This is a genomic window from Alteromonas lipotrueae, from assembly GCF_019249215.1.
Lineage (GTDB): Bacteria > Pseudomonadota > Gammaproteobacteria > Enterobacterales > Alteromonadaceae > Alteromonas > Alteromonas lipotrueae.
Window position 1 is genome coordinate 144,356 of sequence record NZ_JAESDI010000004.1, and the last position, 24,486, is coordinate 168,841.

20 protein-coding genes are annotated in these 24,486 nt (G+C 44.2%); 8 read left to right on the forward strand and 12 right to left on the reverse strand.

The genetic code is table 11. The features are described from left to right. Positions 1–50: 50 nt before the first annotated feature. Complete coding sequence (locus JKP82_RS05570; protein ID WP_218396164.1) at positions 51–1,556, forward strand: tryptophan halogenase family protein; 1,506 nt, start codon at positions 51–53, stop codon at positions 1,554–1,556. A gap of 41 nt (positions 1,557–1,597) precedes the next feature. Here the strand turns inward: JKP82_RS05570 and JKP82_RS05575 are convergent, their stop codons facing one another. Then, positions 1,598–2,575 (reverse strand): helix-turn-helix domain-containing protein, encoded by a 978-nt coding sequence (locus JKP82_RS05575; protein ID WP_232370577.1) that lies wholly within the window; start codon positions 2,573–2,575, stop codon positions 1,598–1,600. Positions 2,576–3,085: 510 nt separating this feature from the next. On the opposite strand from JKP82_RS05575, the gene JKP82_RS05580 reads away from it, so the two are divergent. Next, positions 3,086–4,771 (forward strand): glycoside hydrolase family 9 protein, encoded by a 1,686-nt coding sequence (locus tag JKP82_RS05580; protein WP_159528954.1) that lies wholly within the window; start codon positions 3,086–3,088, stop codon positions 4,769–4,771. 294 nt (positions 4,772–5,065) lie between these two features. Here JKP82_RS05580 and xylA read toward each other — a convergent pair whose 3' ends face one another. After that, positions 5,066–6,385, reverse strand: a complete 1,320-nt coding sequence (gene xylA, locus JKP82_RS05585; RefSeq protein ID WP_159528952.1) for a xylose isomerase — start codon at positions 6,383–6,385, stop codon at positions 5,066–5,068. Between the two features lie 61 nt (positions 6,386–6,446). Next, positions 6,447–7,907 (reverse strand): xylulokinase, encoded by a 1,461-nt coding sequence (xylB, locus tag JKP82_RS05590; RefSeq protein WP_218396165.1) that lies wholly within the window; start codon positions 7,905–7,907, stop codon positions 6,447–6,449. A gap of 172 nt (positions 7,908–8,079) precedes the next feature. Here xylB and JKP82_RS05595 point away from each other — a divergent pair, with 172 nt between their 5' ends. The 4 genes from JKP82_RS05595 to JKP82_RS05610 all read left to right on the forward strand — a co-directional run bounded on the left by JKP82_RS05595 (position 8,080) and on the right by JKP82_RS05610 (position 12,202). Further along, positions 8,080–9,294: a XylR family transcriptional regulator gene (locus JKP82_RS05595; RefSeq protein ID WP_218396168.1), complete on the forward strand. Its 1,215-nt coding sequence runs from the start codon at positions 8,080–8,082 to the stop codon at positions 9,292–9,294. 32 nt (positions 9,295–9,326) lie between these two features. Further along, positions 9,327–10,745: a sugar porter family MFS transporter gene (locus tag JKP82_RS05600; protein WP_159528946.1), complete on the forward strand. Its 1,419-nt coding sequence runs from the start codon at positions 9,327–9,329 to the stop codon at positions 10,743–10,745. Positions 10,746–11,054: 309 nt separating this feature from the next. Beyond that, positions 11,055–11,690 (forward strand): PAQR family membrane homeostasis protein TrhA, encoded by a 636-nt coding sequence (trhA, locus tag JKP82_RS05605; RefSeq protein ID WP_159528944.1) that lies wholly within the window; start codon positions 11,055–11,057, stop codon positions 11,688–11,690. Further along, positions 11,687–12,202 carry a protein-tyrosine phosphatase family protein gene (locus JKP82_RS05610; RefSeq protein ID WP_159528942.1) on the forward strand — a complete coding sequence of 172 codons (516 nt, stop codon included), beginning with the start codon at positions 11,687–11,689 and terminating at the stop codon, positions 12,200–12,202. Before trhA ends, JKP82_RS05610 begins: the two co-directional genes overlap by 4 nt. A 60-nt stretch (positions 12,203–12,262) precedes the next feature. Here JKP82_RS05610 and JKP82_RS05615 read toward each other — a convergent pair whose 3' ends face one another. From JKP82_RS05615 to JKP82_RS05630, 4 genes are all read right to left on the reverse strand, one after another. Beyond that, positions 12,263–13,174: a hypothetical protein gene (locus JKP82_RS05615; protein WP_218396170.1), complete on the reverse strand. Its 912-nt coding sequence runs from the start codon at positions 13,172–13,174 to the stop codon at positions 12,263–12,265. A gap of 16 nt (positions 13,175–13,190) precedes the next feature. Continuing rightward, positions 13,191–13,913, reverse strand: a complete 723-nt coding sequence (locus tag JKP82_RS05620) for a hypothetical protein (RefSeq protein ID WP_159528938.1) — start codon at positions 13,911–13,913, stop codon at positions 13,191–13,193. Continuing rightward, the gene (locus tag JKP82_RS05625) at positions 13,914–14,444 is read right to left on the reverse strand and encodes an RNA polymerase sigma factor (protein ID WP_159528936.1); all 531 of its coding nucleotides are present in this window, start codon (positions 14,442–14,444) and stop codon (positions 13,914–13,916) included. Positions 14,445–14,537: 93 nt separating this feature from the next. After that, complete coding sequence (locus tag JKP82_RS05630; RefSeq protein WP_126873054.1) at positions 14,538–15,446, reverse strand: hydrogen peroxide-inducible genes activator; 909 nt, start codon at positions 15,444–15,446, stop codon at positions 14,538–14,540. 200 nt (positions 15,447–15,646) lie between these two features. On the opposite strand from JKP82_RS05630, the gene JKP82_RS05635 reads away from it, so the two are divergent. Beyond that, a complete protein-coding gene (locus JKP82_RS05635; RefSeq protein ID WP_126873053.1) occupies positions 15,647–16,645 on the forward strand; it encodes a universal stress protein in 999 nt (332 codons plus the stop codon). A 105-nt stretch (positions 16,646–16,750) separates the two neighbouring features. Here JKP82_RS05635 and JKP82_RS05640 read toward each other — a convergent pair whose 3' ends face one another. From JKP82_RS05640 to JKP82_RS05660, 5 genes are all read right to left on the reverse strand, one after another. Further along, positions 16,751–18,019 carry an inorganic phosphate transporter gene (locus JKP82_RS05640; RefSeq protein ID WP_013785310.1) on the reverse strand — a complete coding sequence of 423 codons (1,269 nt, stop codon included), beginning with the start codon at positions 18,017–18,019 and terminating at the stop codon, positions 16,751–16,753. Between the two features lie 290 nt (positions 18,020–18,309). After that, complete coding sequence (gene phoU / locus JKP82_RS05645; protein WP_013785311.1) at positions 18,310–19,026, reverse strand: phosphate signaling complex protein PhoU; 717 nt, start codon at positions 19,024–19,026, stop codon at positions 18,310–18,312. A 36-nt stretch (positions 19,027–19,062) separates the two neighbouring features. Next, complete coding sequence (gene pstB / locus JKP82_RS05650; protein WP_218396171.1) at positions 19,063–19,869, reverse strand: phosphate ABC transporter ATP-binding protein PstB; 807 nt, start codon at positions 19,867–19,869, stop codon at positions 19,063–19,065. 8 nt (positions 19,870–19,877) lie between these two features. Beyond that, on the reverse strand, positions 19,878–21,455 hold the full coding sequence (gene pstA / locus JKP82_RS05655; protein ID WP_159528934.1) for a phosphate ABC transporter permease PstA: 1,578 nt from the start codon (positions 21,453–21,455) through the stop codon (positions 19,878–19,880). Further along, positions 21,448–23,631, reverse strand: coding sequence for an ABC transporter permease subunit (locus tag JKP82_RS05660; protein WP_159528932.1), 2,184 nt, complete (start codon positions 23,629–23,631; stop codon positions 21,448–21,450). The genes pstA and JKP82_RS05660 overlap by 8 nt, the downstream gene beginning before the upstream one ends. A gap of 250 nt (positions 23,632–23,881) precedes the next feature. Here JKP82_RS05660 and JKP82_RS05665 point away from each other — a divergent pair, with 250 nt between their 5' ends. After that, the gene (locus tag JKP82_RS05665) at positions 23,882–24,388 is read left to right on the forward strand and encodes a glycine cleavage system transcriptional repressor (RefSeq protein ID WP_159528930.1); all 507 of its coding nucleotides are present in this window, start codon (positions 23,882–23,884) and stop codon (positions 24,386–24,388) included. The last annotated feature ends 98 nt before the right edge of the window (positions 24,389–24,486 follow it).

The window sequence follows — 24,486 nt, forward strand, 5'->3', positions numbered from 1 at the left end:
AAACAGGCATGCCACATATAATGGCATGCCTTTAACGTTATGGGGAAGTTATGTCTCAATCAATGTCTATAAAGTCTATCGTGATTGTAGGCGGTGGGTCTGCAGGCTGGATGACCGCAGCGACCCTCAGCAAGGTCTTAGACCTATCAAAATATAGTGTCACGCTTATCGAAAGCAAGGACCTTCAAGGGGTTTCTGTGGGTGAGGCGACTATCCCTCAAATTACTTTATTTAACCGAATTTTGGGTATTGATGAAGCTGACTTTATCCGTGCCACTAACGCGACGTATAAGCTGGGTATTGAATTTAAAGACTGGAAGCATCAAGGTCATGCCTATTTTCATCCCTTCGGCACGTTCGGTATTAATATGGAAGCATTGCCGTTTCATCATTTCTGGCTTAAGCGTTTTAACGAAGGTGCTGGTGGCGACCTTTGTGCGTATTCCGTTGAAGCGATGGCGGCTAAAGGTGGGCGATTTGGCAAGGTTAAGGCGCAGAACAATTCCCCCCTCGCCAATATGAGTTATGCATATCATTTCGACAGTACTTTGTATGCTAATTTTTTACGCGACTTTGCAGTAACGCGCGGAGTTCGGCATGTTAGTGGTAAAGTTGAAACGGTTTCAAAACACCTTAATGGCCATATTAATACGCTTACCTTGCAAGATGGCCAATGTATTGATGGTGAGTTTTACATAGATTGTAGTGGTTTTCGAAGTTTACTTTTGGAAAAAGAAATGGGTGCGACGTTTAGCGATTGGAGCGACCTATTGCCCTGTGATAGTGCCATTGCAATCCCGTGTAAATCTGCCGATAGCATGTTAAAACCCTACACCCAATCAACAGCGAAAGCCGCAGGTTGGACATGGCGAATTCCTTTGCAGCATCGAATTGGTAATGGTTATGTGTACTCGAGTAAATTTACGGAAAAAGACGTCGTGCTAGATGAGCTCATGGCGCAATTGGAGGGAGAACCTTTAGCGGAGCCAAACTTTTTAGCCTGGAAGACAGGAATGCGCCCTCAAAGTTGGATAAAAAACTGTTTAGGCATAGGATTATCTGCTGGGTTCATTGAGCCGCTAGAGTCTACTGGGTTACATTTAATTCAATCGGGGATAGCGAGATTGATGACACTCTTTCCAAACAATCGGTTTTGTCAAAGCGACATTGATATGTACAACCGCCAGACTGAAAAAGAGTTTGAACAGATTAGAGACTTTATCGTGTTGCATTATGCTTTGACAGAAAGAAACGATAGCGAATTTTGGCGATACTGTCGCAACATTTCATTGAGTGAGTCGTTGAATCAAAAAATGCAATTATACAAAGATTCAGGTCGTATTTTTCGCATAGACAATGAGTTATTTAATGAAACATCGTGGCTTGCCGTCATGCATGGGCAAGGGTTACGAAGTGAAGGATATCACCCGTTAGTGGATAGAATGAGCACATCACTCATTGATGAACGACTTACCCATATCGCGAGTGTAATCGATAAGTCAGCTGCTGTACTTCCCGAACACGCACAATTTATTGCACAACTAAGTTCAAAGTAGCTCTTAATGACCACATTGTTAAGCGGCGAAATTGTTGCCGCTTATTCCCAGTAGTCTTTTCGATACTGGGTAGGTGTTTTCTCTGTTAACTTTTTAAAGAACGTATTAAATGTGGCTTTACTGTTAAAGCCCGCTGCATCCATTATATCTAACATGGTCGCGCGGCGATTCGACTCGCTTTCTAATAGCAATTTACTCTCTTCAATTCGGTAATGATTAATAAACTCAAAAAAGTTTTTATTAAAATGATGATTAATAATATGAGAGAGAACCCGAGGGGGGACGTCTAATTGGTTTGCCAGATTTTCCAACGTTAGTAGATGGTTCAAATAAGGCTTGTTTAAATGCATGTAACGGGTGATTTTATCAACCTGCCGAACGTCTATTTTCGGTTTTTCTTTTGTGGCCGCGGGGGTAAGTTTACTGTCAATTCCACGAAATATGGTGGAATAACCTGCACTAAAGAATATCAGTCCAGATATCATTAACAAAACCGCATAGTTTGAACTTAGACCTATAAACCCATGGTCGATATAGAGCCCAAATTCATACGCAGAAACAATGGCAAGCGCCGTTACTACGGCAATAACTCTAACAACTAAAAAGCCTATAACTAACGCTTTTAACCACGTCAAATCCACACTCTCAGTTTCTGCAACTTGTTGTTTAAGCTGCCTCTGATAACTATTGAGTTCTATTAGGCACAACACCCCGCACGCCACTCGAAAAGCTTCACGAAACAAATATATTGCTCGCTCTACGAATGGAGTATTGGCAATAATATCCCCCTGCAAGGCGGCAATTTTCACAGCCTCATCTTCAAGCCACCAATTGTTAGCAAAATAGATGGCGTAAACCAAGAAAGGCAGTAAGAAAAGCAGGTCGTAGCGTCTGAACTGGTAGTCTTTGTATATTAGACTACGAATGTAGAAAAGTAATAATGGCGCTTCAACCCAGTACGCGAGTCCGAATGAGTAAAAAAGGTTTGGTGAAAAAGACAACGCTATAGAACGAAACATCTCTCCAAAATTGATTAGATTGTCTAAAGGAATTGCCGCTTGTGAAAGTAAAAAGGCGGCGAGCAAAAAATGTGTTTTTCTTTTGCCGCGCTTGAGTGTCGCCAAGAAAAGAGCAAATAAAAGGCACTGAAAAACAGTGAACAGCAAGACCATATCATGAAAGTTAAACAAAACGATTTTCATTAATAACCAAACACTTTTTTATTGTTTTATAACGTGTTCAATACCGTGACGCAAGAAGCGAATTGACCTAAATTGTGTAAATGGAATGTTTTTTTTCTTAGCCATCAACCAAACATGTCTACATTCGTTTAAATACACGTACAAAGCGTCTATTTCTACGCTTTGCGCCTTTAGTAAGACGACTTATCGTTGTATTTTGACAAAAATGTAACAACTTAAAACCACATAACACTAGGGTCTCTAATGTATCGCTTCTTGTCAGTTAGTTCGCGAATTATGAACCGAACCTTATTTCTTTTGCTATTAGTCGGTCTGACGAGTTTGATCTTGAACGGATGTGCAGATGACAATGGCAAATCTAAATTTCAACAAGCTCGCTCAGAAAAGCCCTTGAGTATTAAACTCAATCAGGTGGGATACCTACCAAATGGGAAAAAGCATGCACTTGTGCCAACGTCAGCATCAGGCAAATTTTCAATAAAGCGCTCAACGAGCGATGACGTTGTCTATCAAGGAGAGTTGGAAGTAACTAGCTCGTGGGACCTTAGTAATGACCCATCGTTAAAATTAGCGAGTTTTAATGACTTCGATGAACTTGGAGAATTTTACTTAGACGTTAAAGGTATACCGCCCTCTTTGCCCTTTACCATAAGCCCAACTATTTATGATGACGCCCATCGCGCTGCATTTAAGTCGTACTATTTTAATCGCTCTGGTATGGCGCTAAGTGAAGAATATGCTGGGCAATGGAAGCGACCAGCTGGTCATCTGGATACGCAAGTTAGTGTGCACTCCTCTGCCGCCACCTCTTCAATGGACGCTCTTAGCGCTCTGCCCTCTGAAAAGGGCTGGTATGATGCAGGCGACTACGGAAAATATACTGTTAATGCTGGCATTGCGACTTATACGTTACTTGCCGCTTACGAGCACTACCCTCAATACTATGAAACGGTAGACGTCGCGATCCCAGAATCAAACGACGGGGTTGCCGATTTACTAAACGAAGTGCGTTGGAACCTAGACTGGATGGCAAGTATGCAGCGCCACGACGGGGCCGTATTTCATAAGCTCACGACGTTAGAATGGGCAGGTGTTGAAATGCCCCACGAAGATAATGCGCAGCGGTTTATGATTGGTGTATCCACAAGCGCTACGTTAGATTTCGCCGCCACAATGGCAATGGCGAGCCGTATTTACAAAGACCTAGCACCCGATGTAGCCCACCAATGGTTGCAACAAGCTGAAGCAGCGTGGCAATGGGCGACCCTCAACCCTGATGTTCGCTATGTACAACCTGATGATGTACAAAGCGGCGAGTATGGCGATGACCAATTCGACGACGAATTTTTCTGGGCGGCGTCCGAGCTATACATCGCCACAGAGAATACCCGTTACCTCAGTCAAATTGAAAATAGTGAAATCAATTTTAGTATACCTGGGTGGGCAGATGTTGAAACATTAGGCCTGATTTCATTATTGAAAAATGCGCAGGACAAGCTGTCAGTTTCGCAGCTTATTCGGCTAGAATCTGCTTTTATCGCGCTGGCTGAAAAAATTACCGAGCAGGTATCTACCTCACCTTATTTAGTGCCAATGCAAGAAGATGATTTTGTGTGGGGGAGTAATAGTGTGCTCCTCAATAAAGCCTTTATTCTTTTAGCCGCATATGAAATCAACGGCACTGCAAAATATAAAGATGCAGTCTACGACAGTATTTCTTATATCTTCGGCATGAACCCAACAGGCTATAGCTTCGTTACAGGCTATGGAAGCCTCACGCCTATGTCACCCCATCACCGTATTTCAGCAAGCGATGGAGTGATAGCGCCTGTACCTGGCATGCTAGTGGGTGGGCCGCATGCAGGGCGTCAAGATGAATGCGATTATCCCTACCCTGAACCAGCAGAATCTTACATTGACGATTGGTGCAGCTTTTCTACCAATGAAATTGCTATTAATTGGAATGCGCCCTTGGTATATGTTTTAGGTGCTATTAACGCGTTGCCACAGTAAATCTGCATGGTAATGCCATTCAAAAAGAACGCGCATGGTATAAAATTTCAACCCTGCTGCGCTTTTTTATACTTCATTCGTTGACGTCGGTTAGCATGAAGGCGTTTTTGTATAAAGGTGTTCTGGCATGGAACGCCCCTGCACAAAGTGAGTTGGCATCATTGGCTTCGCGCCATCAGCAGCTTGTATAAACTGGTGTAGTGAATCTGGGGTGAAAAGACTTTTTGTAAACAGTGCTTGAATAAAGCAAAAAAAAGCTGCCATTGGCAGCTTTTTTTATTTCTTCACATGCATTTATTTATAAATAATTTGGTTTACGTAGTTCTCCAGCCCCTCTTGTTTTCCAGAGAATGGCTTAGGATCTAAGCCATTAGCTAGCGCATGTTTCGCCAGGGATTCTAAAGACATATTACCTTCTAAAATTTTCTGCCCAACTGTTGAACCCCATCCAGCATAGCGATTTTCCACATTCTGTGTGAGCACGTCATTTGAAAGCATTTCATATGCTTTCTTTAAACCCAGCGCACAGGTATCCATTCCACCTATATGACCTAAGAACAGGTCTTCTGCATCCAAACTTTGGCGTCGTAATTTGGTATCGAAGTTAAAGCCGCCCGATGTGTAGCCACCATTTTTCAGTATTTCATAGCAAATGAGGGTCATTTCTTCTACCGAATTAGGAAATTGATCGGTATCCCAGCCTAATTGCGCGTCTCCACGGTTCGCATCAATGGAACCAAAAATACCTAGCGCAAAAGCTGTCGCTATTTCGTGATGGAAAGAATGGCCAGAGAGTGTGGCGTGATTCGCTTCAATATTTACCGCAAATTCTTTCTCTAAACCAAACTCTTTTAAGAAGCCATAAACAGTTGCAGTATCGTAGTCGTATTGATGCTTAGTAGGCTCTTGTGGTTTTGGCTCAATTAATAATAATCCGTCAAAGCCGATTTTGTGTTTATGCTCAACAACCATGTTCATAAAGCGCCCAAATTGCTGACGCTCTCGTTTTAAATCTGTGTTTAAGAGCGTTTCATAGCCCTCTCGCCCCCCCCACAAAACATAATTCTCACCGCCAAGTGCCTTCGTTGCATTCATGGCGTGATAAACTTGGGTCGCGGCACGAGTGAATATTTCAGGGTTCGGGTTTGTGGCAGCGCCAGACATGTAACGTGGGTGACTAAAAACATTGGCTGTGCCCCAAAGCAACTTCATGCCAGTCTCTTCTTGCTTACGTGCAAGCACATCTGTCATTTCTGAAAGATTGCGAATGTATTCGTTAACTGAATTGCCTTCAGGGGCGACATCAATATCATGAAAGCAATAGAATGGTGCGCCTAGTTTTTCAAAAAAAGAAAAGGCCACATCGGCTTTTTGCTTAGCACGTTCCATGGGATCACCGGCTGCAAGCCAGGGCCTATTGAAAGTACCAGTGCCAAATACATCAGCACCATCCCAACAGAAATTATGCCAATAGCACGCAGCAAACCGCAGGTGCTCTTCCATCGTTTTCCCACCCACCTCTTCTTTCGGATTATAGTGTTTGAAGGCAAGAGGATTAGTCGACTCCGCCCCCTCATATTTTATGGTAGGGATGTTTTCGAAGTAGTTATTCATGGTTTTTCCTTTATCTAAAATGCGTAATAAATGACGATAAGCTTTGAGCTCGCTTGCGTTGCTACGTGAAGAAAGGCTCTACTGCGTAATAAAGTTCTCGAAACTGTTGACGCTTAAGAAGGTATCTATTGTGAATGTCTTTCTGAGGGCTGTAAGACGCTTCAAGAGGCGGCTTAAAACAAACATCACTTGGCGCTAACTGAGGGTTAGCAGCAAGCTTGGCTAATCGCGCGGCACCCAAAGCCGGCCCCACATCGCCGCCCTCTCTATACTCTAAAGCGTAGCCGCTGATGTCGCTGAGAAGCTGTCGCCAGAATATGCTTTTAGCGCCCCCGCCGATGAGGCTAATAGATGTTGTCGTCACGCCACTTTGGTGTACGGCATCGATGCCATCTGCAAGCGCCATCGATACCCCTTCAACAACAGCGCGAGCCATATGTACACGGCGAGTCGACGCCGACACACCAAAAAAAGCGGCTTTTGCAGAAGGGTTATTGTGAGGTGTTCTTTCACCCGTTAAGTAGGGTAAAAATAAAGGGGTTTCTGAATCTAACTGGGTGGTATTGCGCTGAATGTCTTCCATCATTTCAACTACATCTTTGTAGCCACTTTGAAGGCAATACCATTCTAAACAACTTGCGGCACTGAGCATAACGGACATCATATGCCACCGGTCAGGCAATGCATGACAAAAGCTATGAACCGCTTGTGCAGTATTCACTGAAAACCTTTCGGTAACAGCGAAATAGACACCTGAGGTACCTAGTGACAACATGGCATGTCCGGGCTCGAAAATACCACAGCCTATCGCGCCAGCAGCATTGTCTCCTGCGCCACCAGCAATCACGACATTATGCATACCCCACCGCTCAGCCAGTGAAGCTTTTAAAGTGCCAGTCACTTCACTTCCTTCAAAGAGCGCAGGCATATTATCAACTCCAAGACCACATGATGCTAATAACACTTCATCCCATTGACGCGTTTCAGTATTCAACCACATGGTGCCAGCAGCATCAGACATATCAGATGCAAACTCGCCGCTAAGTTGATATCTTAAAAAATCTTTGGGTAGCAACACTTTACTTACTTTCGCAAATACCTCGGGCTCATATTTTTTAACCCAAAGTAGCTTGGGGGCGGTGAACCCCGCCATAATGACGTTGCCTGTGCGCATAGCTGAATCAGGAACGGCCTTGTTTAGCTCGTCACATTCGGCAACACAGCGTCCATCGTTCCACAGGATTGCTGGCCTTAGCACGTTCCCTGACTCGTCAAGCAGCGTTGCACCGTGCATTTGGCCACTTAAACCTATCGACTTAACATTGGACAATTCAATCTGTTCAGATAGCTCATCTAAACAATCGCACGTTGCCTTCCACCATTCGCCAGCATCTTGTTCGGACCACAACGGCTTAGGCATGGATACATTAAGCGGCCTGCTTACTGAGACCGTAATTAGCCCCTCCTCATCCATTAACACTGTTTTTACACTGGATGTGCCTAAATCTACTCCTAAGTACATAGTCTTTCCGCGGTTATATGAGGCTATGCCTTAAATATTGATTACTAAAAGCGTCAATATCAATTATGAAATTTTGTAATCGTTTTGTTAATTACCACTTACTCGTTTAGTATATTTAAAACTAATAAACGTAATTGGCTTTACGTAATTTGTTTATATTCAGGAATTAACTATGGTTGAAAAAGCGCACAGTATTACGCTGCTTTTGAATGCAAGTAAGATATTTGATAGGCAAATAATTGAAGGTATCGGAAGCTACCTGCAAGTATCAAATGCCGATTGGGACCTGTATTTAGAAGAAGACTTTTTAACTCGTCTTGAGCATTTTGATGAGTGGAGTGGCGACGGCGTTATTGCAGACTTTGACAACCCCGCTATTGAGCAAGCGCTGAGTAACACCAAGATACCAGTCGTAGCGATAGGCGGCTCTTACCAAGATGATGCTAGCTATCCAAATGTACCCTATGTGGCGACAGACAATTATGCTTTAGTGGAAGCCGCTTTCAATCATTTACGGCATAAAGGAATTGAAAGGTTTGCATTCTACGGCTCGCCAATTGGCAAAGCGCAAAGGTGGGCGCAAGAAAGAGAGCAAGCCATGCTGTCTCTCGCGACACACTATGGCTATGAATGTTATGTCTATCGAGGCCATGCGGTTAGAGCCGAAACGTGGCAATATTCTCAGAAGCGCTTAACCGATTGGCTTAAAAGCCTACCCTCTCCCACAGGGATAGTGGCAGTGACAGATTCTCGCGCGCGCCACCTTCTTCAAGCGTGCGATCACCTAGGCTTTCTTATTCCAGAAAGGTTTGCCGTGATAGGCATTGATGACGATGAACTAACACGCTTTTTAAGCCGAGTTAGCTTGACGTCTGTACGACAAGGTAGTTTGGAAATGGGGTATCAGGCAGCACGATTACTGCACAAGCAATTAAACGGAACCGCAATAAAAAACAAACAATTGTTAGTCCCCCCTGTGACGGTAGCAGAACGCCAGTCTACTGATTTCAAAGCAATTAAAGATCCACTTGTAATGCAAGCGTCCCATTACATTCACATGAATGCGTGTAAGGGAATTAAAGTAGACCAAGTGCTAGATCATGTAGGCATCTCGAGATCTAACTTGGAATCGCGATTTCGAGAAGAAAGAGGCCATAGTATTCATACAGAAATACACAACGAAAAACTAAACCGCGCATGCCAAATGCTCAAAGAAACTGATGCCAATAGTGGTGATATAGCCAAGCGTTGCGGCTATCCGTCGGTGCAGTATATGTATGCTTTGTTTCGAAAGCACTTTGATAAAACGCCCGTTGAATACCGTCAAGATTCACAGCCCAACCATTTTGAAAATGAGCCAAGCTCATCAGTCATAAAAGCCAGTTGATATCGGAACCTTACCTTAAAGAGAATAATAATATGGACACTACAACAAATATTGACCTGCCTAATGAAGCCTCGGGGAATGGCTTCGTTTTATTTATTACTATCGTGGCTACCATCGGAGGCTTTCTATTTGGATTCGATAGCGGGGTAATTAATGGAACTGTAGAAGGGCTAAGCGTAGCATTTCAATCAGAGAGTGTCGGTACAGGATTTAATGTATCCAGTATGCTACTTGGATGTGCAGTAGGTGCTTTTTTTGCTGGTCGTTTAGCTGATAGATACGGAAGGAAGTCATTGCTCCTTGTAGCCGCAACCTTTTTCCTGGTTAGTGCATGGGGCTCAGGTATAGCAGGCAGCGGATCGGAATTCGTTATATATCGTATTATTGGAGGACTTGCCGTAGGGGCAGCGTCGGTTATGGCACCTGCTTATATTGCAGAAGTCGCACCGGCAAAGTATCGCGGCATGCTGGCGTCTATTCAACAAATAGCCATTATTAGCGGCTTGTTCGCTGCTTTTCTAAGTAACTATTTTCTTGCCGACTATGCGTCAGGTTCTACACAGGTGCTTTGGTTAAATTTTGAAGCGTGGCGTTGGATGTTCTGGATGGAAGTCATCCCAGCATTGCTGTTTTTCCTCATGTTACTTTTTATACCAGAAAGCCCTCGCTTTTTAGTGGTTAAGAAAAAAACAGATAAAGCGAGTGAAGTATTGGGCAAACTTTATGGCGCTAATGGGCAAAAGAAACTGGCCGAAATTGAAGCGTCTTTGTCGCAAGATCATAAACCGCAATTAAAAGATCTTATTGATAAAAACTCTGGAAAAGTAAGATCAATTGTTTGGATAGGGATTGGGTTGGCTGCACTTCAGCAGTTAGTTGGGATCAACGTTGTATTCTATTACGGTGCCGTATTGTGGCAAGCCGTGGGCTTTTCAGAAGCAGATGCACTACTCATTAATGTGATAAGCGGAGCTATCAGCATCGCGGCATGTGTTGTGGCGCTATCTGTTATCGACAAGATTGGAAGAAAACCATTGCTTAAATGGGGTTCTATAGGCATGACGGTATCGCTTGCCGTAGTAACGTTAGCCTTCCTAAACTCAGAACAACATGTTGATGGCAGGCTGGCGTTAAATGAATGGGGGCCTGTTGCACTCATCGCTGCCAATCTTTATGTATTCTGCTTTAACTTTTCTTGGGGGCCGGTAATGTGGGTAATGCTAGGAGAAATGTTTCCTAACCAATTAAGAGGCTCCGGCTTGGCCGTAAGCGGGTTAGTGCAGTGGTTTACTAACTTTGTTATCACATGGTCTTTCCCAATGCTTCTTGCAGGAATAGGCCTTGCGGGTGCTTACGGACTGTATGCTTTCTTTGCCTTGCTCTCTATCGGCTTCGTTCTTCGCTATGTTTATGAAACAAAGGGCTTAGAGTTAGAAGAAATGAAGGGTTAACTACGCCCATGACTACATAACGTAAACAAGACTCTACGTTCAACACTTTTACTGATTGTCATTCACACGCGATGAGATAAGTGACGAATACTTTTAGCGACAATGATACGAAAGGTTACGCCTTCATCAACGTACAATGTAAAATTGTCATACTCGTCGACAACGCTTCTGTTATACTTTAGCGAACAAGTGTACGCTGAAAGCGCGCTAAATGAATTACACGCGTTAAGGTACAAACATATCGCACAATTGTATTAGCAATAAACGTATCAGTACGGCCGCTAGATTAAAATAGAGTTGGAGGAAGTCATGACAAGTATTACGGCAAAAGCCTATTCTGTATTGGAAGAATGGCTTAACAGTATCAGTCATGGTGTTGGTTTTATTGCTGCCATTGTAGGTATGGTATTTCTACTCTACCGCGCAGATAACACCCTAACCATTACCGCCGCTGCGATATACGGCGCTACGCTCATTCTTATGTTTTTGAGCTCTACCCTTTATCATGCTACGTCACACCATAAGGCAAAGGGCTGGCTAAAGCTATTCGACCACAGTGCAATATATTTGTTGATAGCAGGTACTTACACACCTTTATTGTTAGTGTCGATTGGAGGCGTACTTGGCATCACCATGACGGCGGTAATTTGGTGTTTAGCTCTTGGTGGCGTTGCCTTTAAGCTTATTGCGCAGCACCGTTTTCCAAAAATATCCGTGATGACCTACTTATTGATGGGGTGGATTGCCATTGGGCTCATTTACCCGCTGTATGTTGCGCTACCAGGTGCTGGATTATGGTTACTGGTCGCGGGTGGTTTATGCTTCAGCCTTGGGGTGTGTTTTTATGTGGCGAAAAAGGTAAAATATACTCATGCTATCTGGCATGTGTTCGTATTAGGCGGGTGCAGCTGCCATTACTTCTCAATATATTATTATGTGGTATGAATAAAAACGAATCATCATCTGTATCCCAAGGTACAAATCGCCAAACATCCCTTGCGTGGTTTTCACTTAGCGCTGGAAAGATCTGTCTGGGGCAAAAACCGACATCTGATACCTATGCAAGGTTGAAAGGGTTGGGGGTTACTCACCTTGCCACGGTACAAACCGGTGAAGAAGATGCCCCTGTTATTCGCGATGGAGCTAAAGCAGCTGGGTTAGAGTGGATATGGCTGCCTTTTTTACACCCTTCAGCAGATTCACCTACCGATGATGTTCACTTGCATCAATATCTGCACGAACTGTCGCAGATGCTATCTGAAGGCGCCAGTGTGTACTTACACTGTGATGGTTCACAGCATCGCTGTAGCTTACTGTTTTATGCCTTGTGTCATTATTGCCGCGTGCCTTCAAACAGTGCTTACAGTGCATTACATAGCTTTGGGGCAAGTTCGGCAAATGGGTTGTCGCGCGGTGAACTACAATGGGCGGCAGAACTCGGCCATACCGCCCCTTAGTTAGTGTCGTAATCGTATTGCGTACGCGCTGGTTTTGAATGTCTGGTTTTAATAGTACAGTTAAAAGGTATAAATAGTAGCGCTAGTCAATAGTGCTTCGGCGTCAATTTTCTCTTGTACACATGCTTTTATTTTGGCTTTGCTGAACACATAAATTCGGTCGTGCTTGTTATTATCATCGCCGTATTCAAAGTCTTTTAATATCATGCTGACGTGTTCTCCCTCAGGTACCCCCCTAAGTCCTGCGCCAAATCGGCAAAATGTGCTGCCAATACTGGCTTCAAAGTTAGCCAAAAATGAACGATAGGCTTGCTGACGACTTTCCTTTTGTTTCGCTAATTTTACTTGCTGCTCACCTTCTAATTGACGTACTTCTTCTTCTAGTTCCGCCGACTGGGCATTTATTGATGCTAAAGACGATTCAAGTTCCTGCATTTCTTTTTCAAGCGCTTCTTTTCTATCGTCATCAGCTTGTCTTAATTCAAAAGACATATCGCGCTTGCGGCGCTCGAGCTCGCGAGTTTCCCACGCTAATTCTCTAGAGCGAGAGCGGATATCACGTATTTGGTCGTTGTTATCTTCAAAAACCTCGGCAATTCGACGGCTTGCTTCGCCCGCAAAATCTTCCCATTCACGGCTTAGCTCAAAAACAATACCACCACCTTCTGGGGCAACCGGCGCTGCTGGAGGCGTTGGCATGCCTTCCACCATGGCTTCAATATCGTGGATCCAATCAGCACTTTTGCCTCGTACAGACACAGTGAACACTGCCCCCTGCCCCGCTAGATAACTGCTTTCTAGTCGCGATACTCGCCACCCTTTTGGATTAGCGTTTTGACGAAAAGCGGTGTTCATTACGCCCGACATAATTTCCAATTCATCTGACAAAGACGCATAAGAAGTAGCATTACTTTGGGCAAAGGTTAACGCACTAACACTGGTTAGTAAGCAAAGAGATAATAGTCTTTTCATAAGGGCTACCTATTGGTTATTCGTCTAATGGAGACGCTGAATTCGAGTTGGGAAGCACAACGCTATATCCCATACCTATGCCATCAATTTCATCTTGTAACTTGCTAAACTGACGGGCGTAAAATCGCTGATCATCAATGCGCTGATCGTTAATAAATTGAAGCAACTCAGCAAAATCTTGCTTACGCGCCTCTCGGCTAGAAGCCAATAAATATTGAGTGAGCTCGGCACTCGTCTGCTGTTGCTGTGCAGCAAGTGATTGTGCATATTCTTTAAACAACACTTGATTCGCTTCTTGGTACATTTCCCGCTGCTGTTTTACTTGCTGGCGCACTTGCACACGCACTTGTTCGGCAACCAAGCTTGATAGCTGCTCGGCATCTACATTGTTTGGTGTTTGCGCCGTTAGTAACTTCCCATTATCTTTATTGGGCATACCCGTAAACACCAATACAATGGCAACCGCGGATAGCGCACAAGCCAGTGCAGGGAAGCCTTGCCACTGAAACCAACTCGATTTATCTTGTGCTGGAAATAGCTGTGCTTTATTCCAATCAGGCACTGGGGGCGCAACAAATTCACTGGCGCAGCCTGCCAGAGCACTGGCATTATCAGCCGCGGCTGCAAACACGCTATCTTGGGCGTATTTTTTAGAAAATGTCGCTTTTTGTTCTTGGGTAAGGCTGTTGTTTACCCACGCGATAATTAATGCTTCATTGGTATGGTCAGGTTGATTCATTTATTCCAACTCCAACTTTAATTTGGTTAGTGCGCTATACAAACGCGACTTGGCGGTATTAACCGAAATATCCATTTGCTCTGCAATTTCTTCAAAAGTGAACTGCCCAAAAAATTTCAGCTCCACCACAGCTTTTTGTGCCAAGGGCAAAGCTTGCATAGCTTGCGTTACCGCCCGACTTTGGCGGTCGCTGGTAAGCTGCATTTCAGGGCATGAAGCTTCACATAGAGGCTCTGAAATATCATCGATATCGGTAAACGCTTTTCGCTTTCGGTACAGCTCCATACATCGACAATGGGCTATTCGATACAGCCAGCTTTTAAATGTGCCGTCGCCGCGATAATTCGCCAGGCTTCGATAAACCGAGACAAAAATATCCTGCATCAAATCAGAGGCGTCATGGCTATTTCCGGTCATGCGGATACCGTATTGGTACATGGCCGTTTCATAGCGCGAAATAAGCGTGAACCACGCTTTTCTGTTGCCTTTTAATGCTTGTTGTACGAGTTTTTCATCCCGTTTTATGAACACTGCGTTCCCCGCGATATAGGTGTTTTTTTATATTCCCTACTCTTACAGTCGACGCAGTGGGCGAAAAAGTTTGAAACTTTTTCGCCAAAAACATTATTTAAGGGTGGGAACAGGTAGAAGAGGAGAGATGATTTCGCCAATACGACGAAACAATTGCATACGCGTAGTGCCTGAACGCCACACTAAACCTATTTCTCTAAAGCCTTGCTCTTCGGCGGCAAAACTTTTTAAGTTGGTGTGTGCCAAGATAGATTGGTTAATGGCAAGCTCGGGTAAGAAGGTATAACCCATTTTACTGTTTGCAAGCTGTACCAAAGTGTACAAGCTACTGGCAGCTACAGAGCTTATTTGGTCGCTGTGCTGAAGGTTACATGCACTAACCGCGTGGCCGGTCATACAGTGCTCTTGTTGCAGTAAGAAAATACTCTTCTTGGGTAAAGAAGAAATATCGACGGGGTCGGGCAATTTGTCAGCCATTTCTTCATGGGCCACAAGATGGAAAGGGTCGTGCCCCAATACCATTTGCTTACACCCTGGCGTTTCCATCGGTAACGCTAAAATAAGTAAGTCTAAACGCCCATCAATTAACTGCTGAAGCAGCTTTTCCGTAGTGTCTTCTTGCATCTCAACATTGATGTCAGGCAAGAAGGCGTTAAATGCTCCCAGCATGCCTTCAAACAAAAATGGCGCGATGGTGGGGATAACACCTAGCTTCAGTGTACCTCGTTGCCAATTCCCTGCATTTTGTGCGTATTCCACCAGCTCACCGGCTTCTTGCAGCAGCAACTTGCTTCGTTCAACAATATCTAACCCCAATGAAGTAAACACAAAAGTCTTGTGCTCCCGTTCCAGCAACTGGCTGCCAAAATGTTCTTCTAGGTTTTGAATTGCCGTGCTCAATGTAGATTGGCTTACATTACAACGCTGGGCAGCGCGGTGAAAATGCTGCTCTTGATATAGGGTAACTAGGTAATGTAAGTGTTTGAGATTAGGCCACTTCATAACAACTCTTTACTGATTAGGAAATTAGGTTTTAATCTAGCACAAAGATTACAAAAGACCCAATAAGAATACGGTTATTACCCTTTTATGAAATCGCACTTTGTTATGATGTAAATCATGCTTTCAAGGTAGCAAGCTTGCAAATCAAGCGTTAGGATGAAGAATAAGAACGTATAGCGCCTCAATAGCTAAGGATTTCTATGGACAGCCATTTTACTAATATTTTATGTGTACTCAGTGACTCACATCGCCAAGACGATGTGGTTGCCCAGGCCATTCATATTGCAAAGAGCAATCAAGCATCACTAACCATTATGCTTACCTTAGAAGCCCTGCCCCCTAATGCAAATATGGTAATGGAGTCATTTGCCTATATCGACTCACACCAATCTATGGAGTCTCAGGCAAGAAATTGGCTTACCGAGCAGGAAGAAACATGGTCGAAAGAGTACCCCGTGCAAACCGTAGTCAAAATCGGACACCCACTGATTGATATTGTAACCGACGTGCTAAGACACCATTACGACTTGGTTATTAAACGAAGCGAAGAAGGCTTTTTAGACCGCCTATTTGGCGGGTTAGATATACGCCTGTTTCGTAAATGCCCCTGTCCGGTTTGGGTGTTAAGTAAGAAAAACCGTAGCCAATATAAAAACGTGGTGGCGGCACTCGATTTAAATTATCACTACCCTAAACACGAAATCTCAATTCGCAAAAAGCTTAATTTAGATATATTACGCCATGCTGCCCGCATCGCTATGTTGGAATTTGCACAGCTTCATATTGTGCATGTTTTTGATGCAGTCCCGGAGAACATCGTACGAGATGGTTTTATTACCGTAGACAATGACCAAATGGAAACCGACCTCGCCAAAATTCATGACGAGAGAGAGCAAGCCCTCGAATCGTTATTAAGCGAATTAGAAAGTGAACTAGCCCCTGACATTATCGACTTCTTGCAACCTGAAAAGCATATTGTGCATGGTTATCCTCGTAGAGAGATAGCGGCTACCACAAAATCACTTAATACTGATGTTATTGTAATGGGTACTGTGGCCCGTATTGGCGTTCCAGGCTTTATTATGGGCGGTACGGCAGAAGAGACTATTCAACAACTTAACTGCGCGGTGGTAGGCATTAAGCCCGAGGGGTTTGACTCTCCCATCAAGCTTGATGAATCTGAACAGGCTGAAGAGTAGCGAATACAAAATAGCGCGGGCTTCCGCGCTATTTAAATATACGCGTTATTAAAAAAACAAAAACCGCGTTAAACGCGGTTTTTGTTTTCAAATCTTAATAGGCAATTAAACGCCGAAAGCTGCCTTCAGTGCGAAGAAGAAAATAATGGAAAGAATTGCGCCTGCAGGCAGGGTAACAATCCACGACACCACAATATTTCTTACGATGCCGAGATTAAGCGCAGAGACGCCTCTGGCCAGCCCCACACCTAACACCGCGCCCACAAGGGTTTGCGTAGTTGAAATAGGAAGACCGGTTCCTGACGCTATCACTACAGTAGTAGCTGCCGCTAATTCGGCCGCGAAACCACGGCTTGGCGTAAGGTGAGTAATACCTTGGCCGATAGTTTTAATGACGCGGTGACCGAATATGGCTAAACCAAGCACAATACCCAAACCACCAAGCGGTAAAATCCACCATGCTAGGTTGGCACTGGCATTAATTTCACCGCCAGAAGTCACCACACTCACTACCGCGGCCAAAGGCCCAATAGCGTTAGCAACATCATTTGAACCATGCGCAAATGCCATACAACAGGCAGTAACAACCATGAGTAAGGCGAACACTTTTTCCACATTGGCAGCTTGTAAATCAGCGTCTTCTGAACCGCTGAACTTCATGCGACCAATAAACCACTTACCAATTATGGCTAATATAATAGCGATAATCACAGCCAATATATAACCGTTCACGGCGCTCATTTCTAAGCCCACGTGTTTAAGCCCTTTTTTAATGGTAACTAGCGACATAATGAAGCCTGCTAGTGCCATATAGAACGGAACATAACGCTTGGCATTTTCAAACGGAGATTTGGTTTCAAAGATAAGTTTATGGGCACTCATGAAAATAAGGTATGCAATAATGCCCGAAATAGCTGGCGTCACTACCCAACTACCAACAATGCCGCCTACTTTGCCCCATGCTACCGCGTCCATACTAACGCCAGTTGCGGTAAAGCCGATAATAGCGCCAATAATAGAATGCGTAGTAGATACAGGCCATCCTAGCCAAGATGCAAAGGCTAACCATATACCTGCTGCAAACAGAGACGAAATCATACCGAGTACGAGGTACTCAGGAATAGCGGAAAAATACTCTGGATCAATAATACCCTTACGAATGGTAGAGGTTACTTCCCCACCCGCCAAGTATGCTCCGGCGAACTCAAAAATCATGGCAATAACAATTGCCTGTTTTATTGTTAACGCTTTAGAACCAACAGATGTTCCCATTGCATTGGCGACGTCATTTGCACCAATACCCCAAGCCATAATGAAGCCGACACCGGCAGCAAGGAGAATAAGAATGAGACCATAACTCTCGAAAAATTCCACGGATAACCGCTCCTGATCTTTACGCGATTTAAGCTAGCTACTGCCACATCACCCGACAAATGTACGGCTATGATGAAGACAAAAAATGATAGTTACACGGCAAAACGATTCTTAGCAAAGGCTTAGATTATTTTTTGCACGAATTATACTTTGCTGCGGCGCATGATAGCGTAATCGTCTGCAGAGCCATAGTGAAAATCTACGAAAAAACAGAAAACGCAACGGAATTAAATTCATACGATGATAATTTGGGCAAGTGTTGCGGTTTTGTGACAGTTTTTGAGCATTTTTTAACTCAAATCTTCTAACTTTTGATGAATGTTTTCTAGCGGCGTATGCCTTACATCCGTCCCCCTGGTTAAATAAACTACGTATTCGCACACGTTTTTACACCTGTCTCCAATCCGCTCTAAGGAACGCATGGCCCACAACACGTCTAGCCAGTCTTGCATATCTTCTGTGGTTTTTTCCATTTCTGTGGTGGTGTAGGTAAGCAGGCGTTTATATTCGCTGTCTATTCGGTTGTCTTGTTTATACACCGCCAAGGCTGCACTTTCATCCTGACGCGCAAACGCATCGAACGTACCCCGCATCATCGCCGCTACACGTTCGCCGATTAACAACATGCTGCTTTTAATAGTGTCAGAGCTGGGTAATTTATTACGGGTGACCAGCTTAGCGATACGTTCTATTTCGTCGCCCATTCTTTCAATGTCGGTGATGGCTTTAGAAATGGTCATGATTAAGCGTAGATCGCTTGCCGTAGGATGGCGCTTGGCGATAATTCGAATACATTCTTCATCTATCTGGATTTCCATAGAGTTAATCTTAAGGTCATTCAACACCACTTTTTCTGCCAAGCCAGGGTGGTTTAATTTAAGCGCTTTTAAGGTATCTAATAATTGCTGTTCTACTTCGCCGCCCATGGTTAATACCGAGTTTCTTAAATTTTCCAACTCAATATTAAAGGTTCCGGAAATATGGGTATTCAGTGCAACCTGACGCATTGTATCGCTCCTATTCACTACTGCTGATTTTGCTAATTAGCCGTAGCGGCCAGTAATATAATCTTCAGTCTGTTTCTTCTCTGGCATAGTGAATAGCGAATCGCTGTCTGCATATTCAACCAATCGCCCCTGATGGAAGAACGCCGTGTAATCTGAAACTCGAGAGGCTTGCTGCATATTGTGGGTAACAATCACTATAGTACAACGCTTCTTAAGCTCAGCCATCAACTCCTCAATGAATAAGGTCGTTAATGGGTCTAGCGCTGAGGTAGGCTCATCTAACAACAAAATGTCGGGTTTGAGTGCTAGCGCTCTGGCAATAACAAGGCGCTGTTGCTGACCACCGGATAATGCATTAGCCGACTCAAACAACCTGTCTTTAACTTCATCCCATAACGCTGCTTCTTTTAATGCGCTTTCTACCGCATCGTCTAGATGGCGACGAGTTTTAATGCCTTGCAGGCGAAGTCCGTAACATACGTTATCGTATATACTCATGGGAAAAGGATTAGGCCGCTGGAATACCATACCTACTTGGGTACGCAGCCGCGACACGTTCACTTTTTTACTATTGATGTTGCGACCACCAATATTAATTTCACCCTCGTATTTGCAGCCATCGTACAAATCGTTAAGCCTATTGAAGCAATTAACCAAGGTAGATTTCCCGCACCCACTTTGCCCGATTAATGCGGTGATTTTGTTTTTTGGAATACGCATAGAAATGTCGTTAAGCACATGCTTATTTCCAAACCATAAATTAAGGTTACGCACATCGATAGCCGTGGTCTCATCAGTGATGTCAGCCACGTTGAGCGTATTGCGTTCAAACAACTTCAGCATGTAAAAGGTTACCCTTGTAAATAGCGCTTTCTTAACCGCGTTCTTAGTATAACTGCCAGCACATTCAATACAAATACCACTATTAGCAGTAGCAAGCAGGCGGCAAACATCATTGAAGAATTCTTCGCATCAGTATGACTATGAAAAGCGCCATCATAAATAAGTACGCCCAAGTGCATGAATTGACGTTCTAAATGCAGATACGGGAACTCTCCATCTATAGGTAGCGTAGGAGCAAATTTCACCGCTCCAACCAGCATTAGAGGCGCGACTTCGCCTGCAGCCCTAGCGATTGCCAAAATGACGCCTGTCATTATTCCGGGTGACGCTATGGGCAGAATGGTTTTAGCGATAGTTTCTACCTTGGTGGCGCCAAGTGCATAACTTCCCCGCTTCAACCCTTCTGGTACCCGCCGCAAGCCTTCTTCGGTGGCAACAATAACGACTGGCAAGGTTAAAATAGCCATGGTCAAACTCGCCCAGAACACACCTGGGGTCCCCATGGTGGGCGCTGGCAATCTATCAGCAAAGAAAAGTGCATCTATATTGCCACCCAAGGTATAAACAAAAAAGCCTAAACCAAAAACCCCGTAAACAATTGAAGGTACGCCCGCCATATTACTAACGCTTATTCTTATAGCGGTGGTAAACGGCGTATCTGGAGCGTATTCACTCAAATAGATAGCCGCAAGTACGCCAAAAGGCGTCACGATAATGGTCATTAAAAATACCATCAGCACGGTGCCAAATAGCGCGGGATATACCCCTCCAGACGTATTAGCCTGTTTGGGAGAATCAGTAAGGAAGGTAGCAATACGACTAAATACCACCTGCCATTTTTCAAAATAGCTAAGCTGGCTTACATAATCGACGCTTTTAATTTCCGACACCCGAATAGCGTACGCTTGCGCATTGGCAAAAGTGACGCTGAGTTCGTATTCGTCTCGCTCTTCCTCTAGATGAATAACTTCATGCTGCCAGCGTTCAAACTGAGTCTCTAAGCGCTCTCTTGCCGGTGCATTTTGATCAACACCTTTGCTATCTAGTGATGCCAAAGATTCATGAATGGGCGATAGTCGCTCGCGTCTAATTTTCTCAATTTGAGCACTTAGTGCCGATACTCTGTTTTGAATATCTGAAAACAGCGACAAGTCTTCCCGTCGGCTGTCTGGTGTAGATAAAAACTCTGGCTGTCCCAATACAAAGCGACCATCTTTTGTTTTTATTTCGGCACTGCCGTAAGCAAGTTCTTTGTTAATAATATCCGCACTGGCCAACTGCATTTGTGAGCCGTAAGGGCTTTGTTCGTCAGCAAAGTGAACTTGATATATTTGCTCTACTTCGTCTGCCATATAAAGCTGAGCGAACATTTTATGTTCGGATTTAGCACTTTCATTGGCTCCGGTAACTTTATATGTCACATCATAAATGGGCTCAGGCCAAAAATACGCACCACCACGAAAGGTAATAAGGAACAACACACTCACCAAAGCAATTAACAGCAAGCTAGTAAAAAACGCCGTTAACGATATCACTAGCGACTGGCGATGAACGGCATTAAAGCCGCCTTTGAACATATTATTCATAATAAGATCTACTGCGTAAGCGTTGACGAGTAAATTCAGCAATCGTATTTACAACAAACGTGAAAACAAACAGTATGCCAGCGGTAAAGAACAGAATTTGATAGTGTGCAGATGACACATCGGCTTCGGGTAATTCTATGGCTAAGTTGGCCGTTAATGCCCGTAAGCCTTCAATTAAGCCCCAGCTCGATATTGGGGTGTTTCCCGTCACCATGAGCACAATCATGGTTTCCCCGAATGCGCGACCAAAACCCAGCATAATCGCCGCCATAATGCCCGGAAACGCGACATGCAGTACTATATATTTAAGGGTTTGAAGCCGCGTGGCGCCCAACGCAAATGATGCATGCTTTAACTCATCGGGCACGCCCCCAATGGCATCTTCAGCAATGGAGTAAATACTCGGTGAAATAGCCACACCTAAGGCTATCGCCACCACTATCGTCGTTTTTCCTATGGGGCTATCAGACTCAGCGGCTAGCATGTCAAAACCATCTACATTAATTAAGCTAAAGAACCATTCTGGCGCCCATGCCACACTAATGTAACCCAATATAAAAACGCCAAGTAACGCAAAGCCCAACTCAGCGCCATGTCGAAGTTTAGCGGGTAGGCGGTCGGCAACAGGGCGTTGAAAAAACGCCACGGCAATGAGTACAAATGGAACAACAATAAGAAAAAAAGCAAAAGAAAATAGAAACTGTTCAGCCATGGGGGCTAGCCAAATGGCAGCGATAAAACCAATAAGCACACTGGGAACAGCTTCTAGCATTTCGATAGCGGGCTTCAGGGCATGGCGAAGTCGCTCTTTTGCAAAAAAGGCGGTGTATATCGCTGCACCTATTGCTACCGGTATAGCAATAAACAAAGCCAGTAGCGACGCTTTCAAGCTACCTATAATTAACGGCGTAAGACTAAACTTGGCCTCTTGGAAATCCGTGGCGTTTGTGGTTTGCCACACCGTATCTGCTTCGGTATATCCCTCATAATGTTGCGGCGCAAATAGCGACCGCCACGTAGTAATGCCGCTTAAATTATTCGCCCGCCAAATGAAAATAGAATCATCGTTATAGCCGTAAAGACGGTTGCCAAACCAAGAGATTGATTGCATGGGTTCAGGCAAATCAATTGTCGTAACCACTTCACCTGATACTCGATTTATAAATAGTAGGCGTTGTTTATCGGTAAGCGCTGCCACCACATTAATACTGGCATGCTCTTTTATATCAATCAGCCGTTCGTCCGCGTTCAAAAGGAACTGGTAGGTTTCAATGAAACCGAGCGTGTTCGCATCGCGATGTAATACCCAGCGGGTAACTTGGTTAGTGCCATCTTGTAAGAAAAACGTTCTGTCTTTCTCTAGAGATAAAATAGAAATGTCATTACGGCTGAGTTTATCAAAAGACGCTAACAGCGAGAGCTGTGATTCATCCTCGAAAAGCCGTGAAAGGAACAAGTGTGCTCCTTTTTCTACCAACACCATTTGTGCACCAGGTAACAAATGTACTTTATCGACATTGGCAAAGAACTTATCAACCATTTGCGTAGGATTGAGTTGGTTCACTCCTCGTATATATGTGCCCGACTGTGTATGCAGCGCTATTGCCGCCCACTTAGATGAGAACGCAAATTGCCAAGACGTAGTTTGTGACCAATACTTGCCCGGTAGAGCAAAAGATATTGTAGAGGACACAAGGCTTGAAGGTTGAGCTAAAGGGTCTGAATGATTCGCGATTATTACACTGCGATACGCTAACGATCTGACGGGCACCACCCGAACTTGCCCGCCCGCAGAGATATCCACAATCGCATTTTCGCCCATTAAAGAGGTCGTCGACAACTGATGTTCACAAGGGCGAATATAGTCGTGATGCTTAGCGAAATCATTATCTTTGTAGCCATATAAGCTTAAACGGCAATCCTCACCGTTAGTTACCACTAATTGGCCGCCAAGCAAATCTCCAGCGCTTTCTACTTGGCTACCTTCGGGTAATGCAAGCTGGTGCTCTTTCTCAATATTAGGCACTAACGCCAGAGGTAAAGCCTGACTAACAAGGTGCGAAATTAAAATAACCAGCGTCAGCAATACCAGCCCACCAAAGCCGGTGACGATATATCGCCCCCACTTATCATTGCGTTGGCGTTTTTTATTGATGCTATCGCTGTAGGAAGTCATTCTTATTTAATAATATTATCAGGTGTAAATTACACTGGTGAGCAGTGTAAGTTTTGTTATGCTAATAGCAAGCGAAAACTTTTGGGTTAGTTCCGGTGAATAACGCCTAAAGTAAGCAGCCTCAAACACTGTTGCTAACAAGGTTTATTAACAATACTAACCAGTAGCGCTTTTTCAGTGTGACTTATGGTATTACCGTAAAACCACAGTAGCAAACGTATTTCTACAGATTCTGGAATAGGAGTTTCTCATGCAATCGCTCATTATTAGTATTATGGGTAAAGACAAGCCTGGTTTGGTTGATACGCTAGCTAAGTGCATTTACAAGCACAAAGGTAATTGGCAAGGCTCTAGCTTTGCACATATGGCGGGCATGTTTACCGGCTTTGTTGAAGTACACGTTCCCGCTGACGAGAACGAAAAACTTGTCGACGCGCTAAATGCCATTTCCGATTTATCGGTTCAGTCTGTGGCAGTGAATACATCAACCAATTCATTAACGAATCAACTTACCGTTGATGTAATGGGCAACGACAAAGCCGGCATAGTGCAAGAGTTAACCTCGGTGCTAAACCAATTTAACCTTAACATCCTCAACTTCTCATCACGCTGCGAAAGCGCACCTAACTGGGGAAGTTTAATCTTTAAAGCTAATGCAGTTATTGCGGTGCCTGAAGGGTTTGATGACGATGCGTTGCAAGACGCCCTTGAATCGTTGGCGAACGACTTGGTAGTGGATATACAGGCCAAGCAATAAGGCCCTAGCGACACAGAAAGGTTTCAAATCACCTCGTTGAGGTAAGGGACTACGAATTAACCCTATTATATCTAAGGGTTGTCACAGTAATGTCATTG

Coding starts and splice junctions, on each gene's coding strand:
- JKP82_RS05570 (WP_218396164.1), top strand. CDS start 51: ATGTCTCAATCAATGTCTATAAAGTCTATCGTGATTGTAGGCGGTGGG.
- JKP82_RS05575 (WP_232370577.1), bottom strand. CDS start 2,575: ATGTTTCGTTCTATAGCGTTGTCTTTTTCACCAAACCTTTTTTACTCA.
- xylA (WP_159528952.1), bottom strand. CDS start 6,385: ATGAATAACTACTTCGAAAACATCCCTACCATAAAATATGAGGGGGCG.
- xylB (WP_218396165.1), bottom strand. CDS start 7,907: ATGTACTTAGGAGTAGATTTAGGCACATCCAGTGTAAAAACAGTGTTA.
- JKP82_RS05595 (WP_218396168.1), top strand. CDS start 8,080: ATGGTTGAAAAAGCGCACAGTATTACGCTGCTTTTGAATGCAAGTAAG.
- JKP82_RS05600 (WP_159528946.1), top strand. CDS start 9,327: ATGGACACTACAACAAATATTGACCTGCCTAATGAAGCCTCGGGGAAT.
- trhA (WP_159528944.1), top strand. CDS start 11,055: ATGACAAGTATTACGGCAAAAGCCTATTCTGTATTGGAAGAATGGCTT.
- JKP82_RS05610 (WP_159528942.1), top strand. CDS start 11,687: ATGAATAAAAACGAATCATCATCTGTATCCCAAGGTACAAATCGCCAA.
- JKP82_RS05615 (WP_218396170.1), bottom strand. CDS start 13,174: ATGAAAAGACTATTATCTCTTTGCTTACTAACCAGTGTTAGTGCGTTA.
- JKP82_RS05620 (WP_159528938.1), bottom strand. CDS start 13,913: ATGAATCAACCTGACCATACCAATGAAGCATTAATTATCGCGTGGGTA.
- JKP82_RS05630 (WP_126873054.1), bottom strand. CDS start 15,446: ATGAAGTGGCCTAATCTCAAACACTTACATTACCTAGTTACCCTATAT.
- JKP82_RS05635 (WP_126873053.1), top strand. CDS start 15,647: ATGGACAGCCATTTTACTAATATTTTATGTGTACTCAGTGACTCACAT.
- phoU (WP_013785311.1), bottom strand. CDS start 19,026: ATGCGTCAGGTTGCACTGAATACCCATATTTCCGGAACCTTTAATATT.
- pstB (WP_218396171.1), bottom strand. CDS start 19,869: ATGCTGAAGTTGTTTGAACGCAATACGCTCAACGTGGCTGACATCACT.
- pstA (WP_159528934.1), bottom strand. CDS start 21,455: ATGAATAATATGTTCAAAGGCGGCTTTAATGCCGTTCATCGCCAGTCG.
- JKP82_RS05660 (WP_159528932.1), bottom strand. CDS start 23,631: ATGACTTCCTACAGCGATAGCATCAATAAAAAACGCCAACGCAATGAT.
- JKP82_RS05665 (WP_159528930.1), top strand. CDS start 23,882: ATGCAATCGCTCATTATTAGTATTATGGGTAAAGACAAGCCTGGTTTG.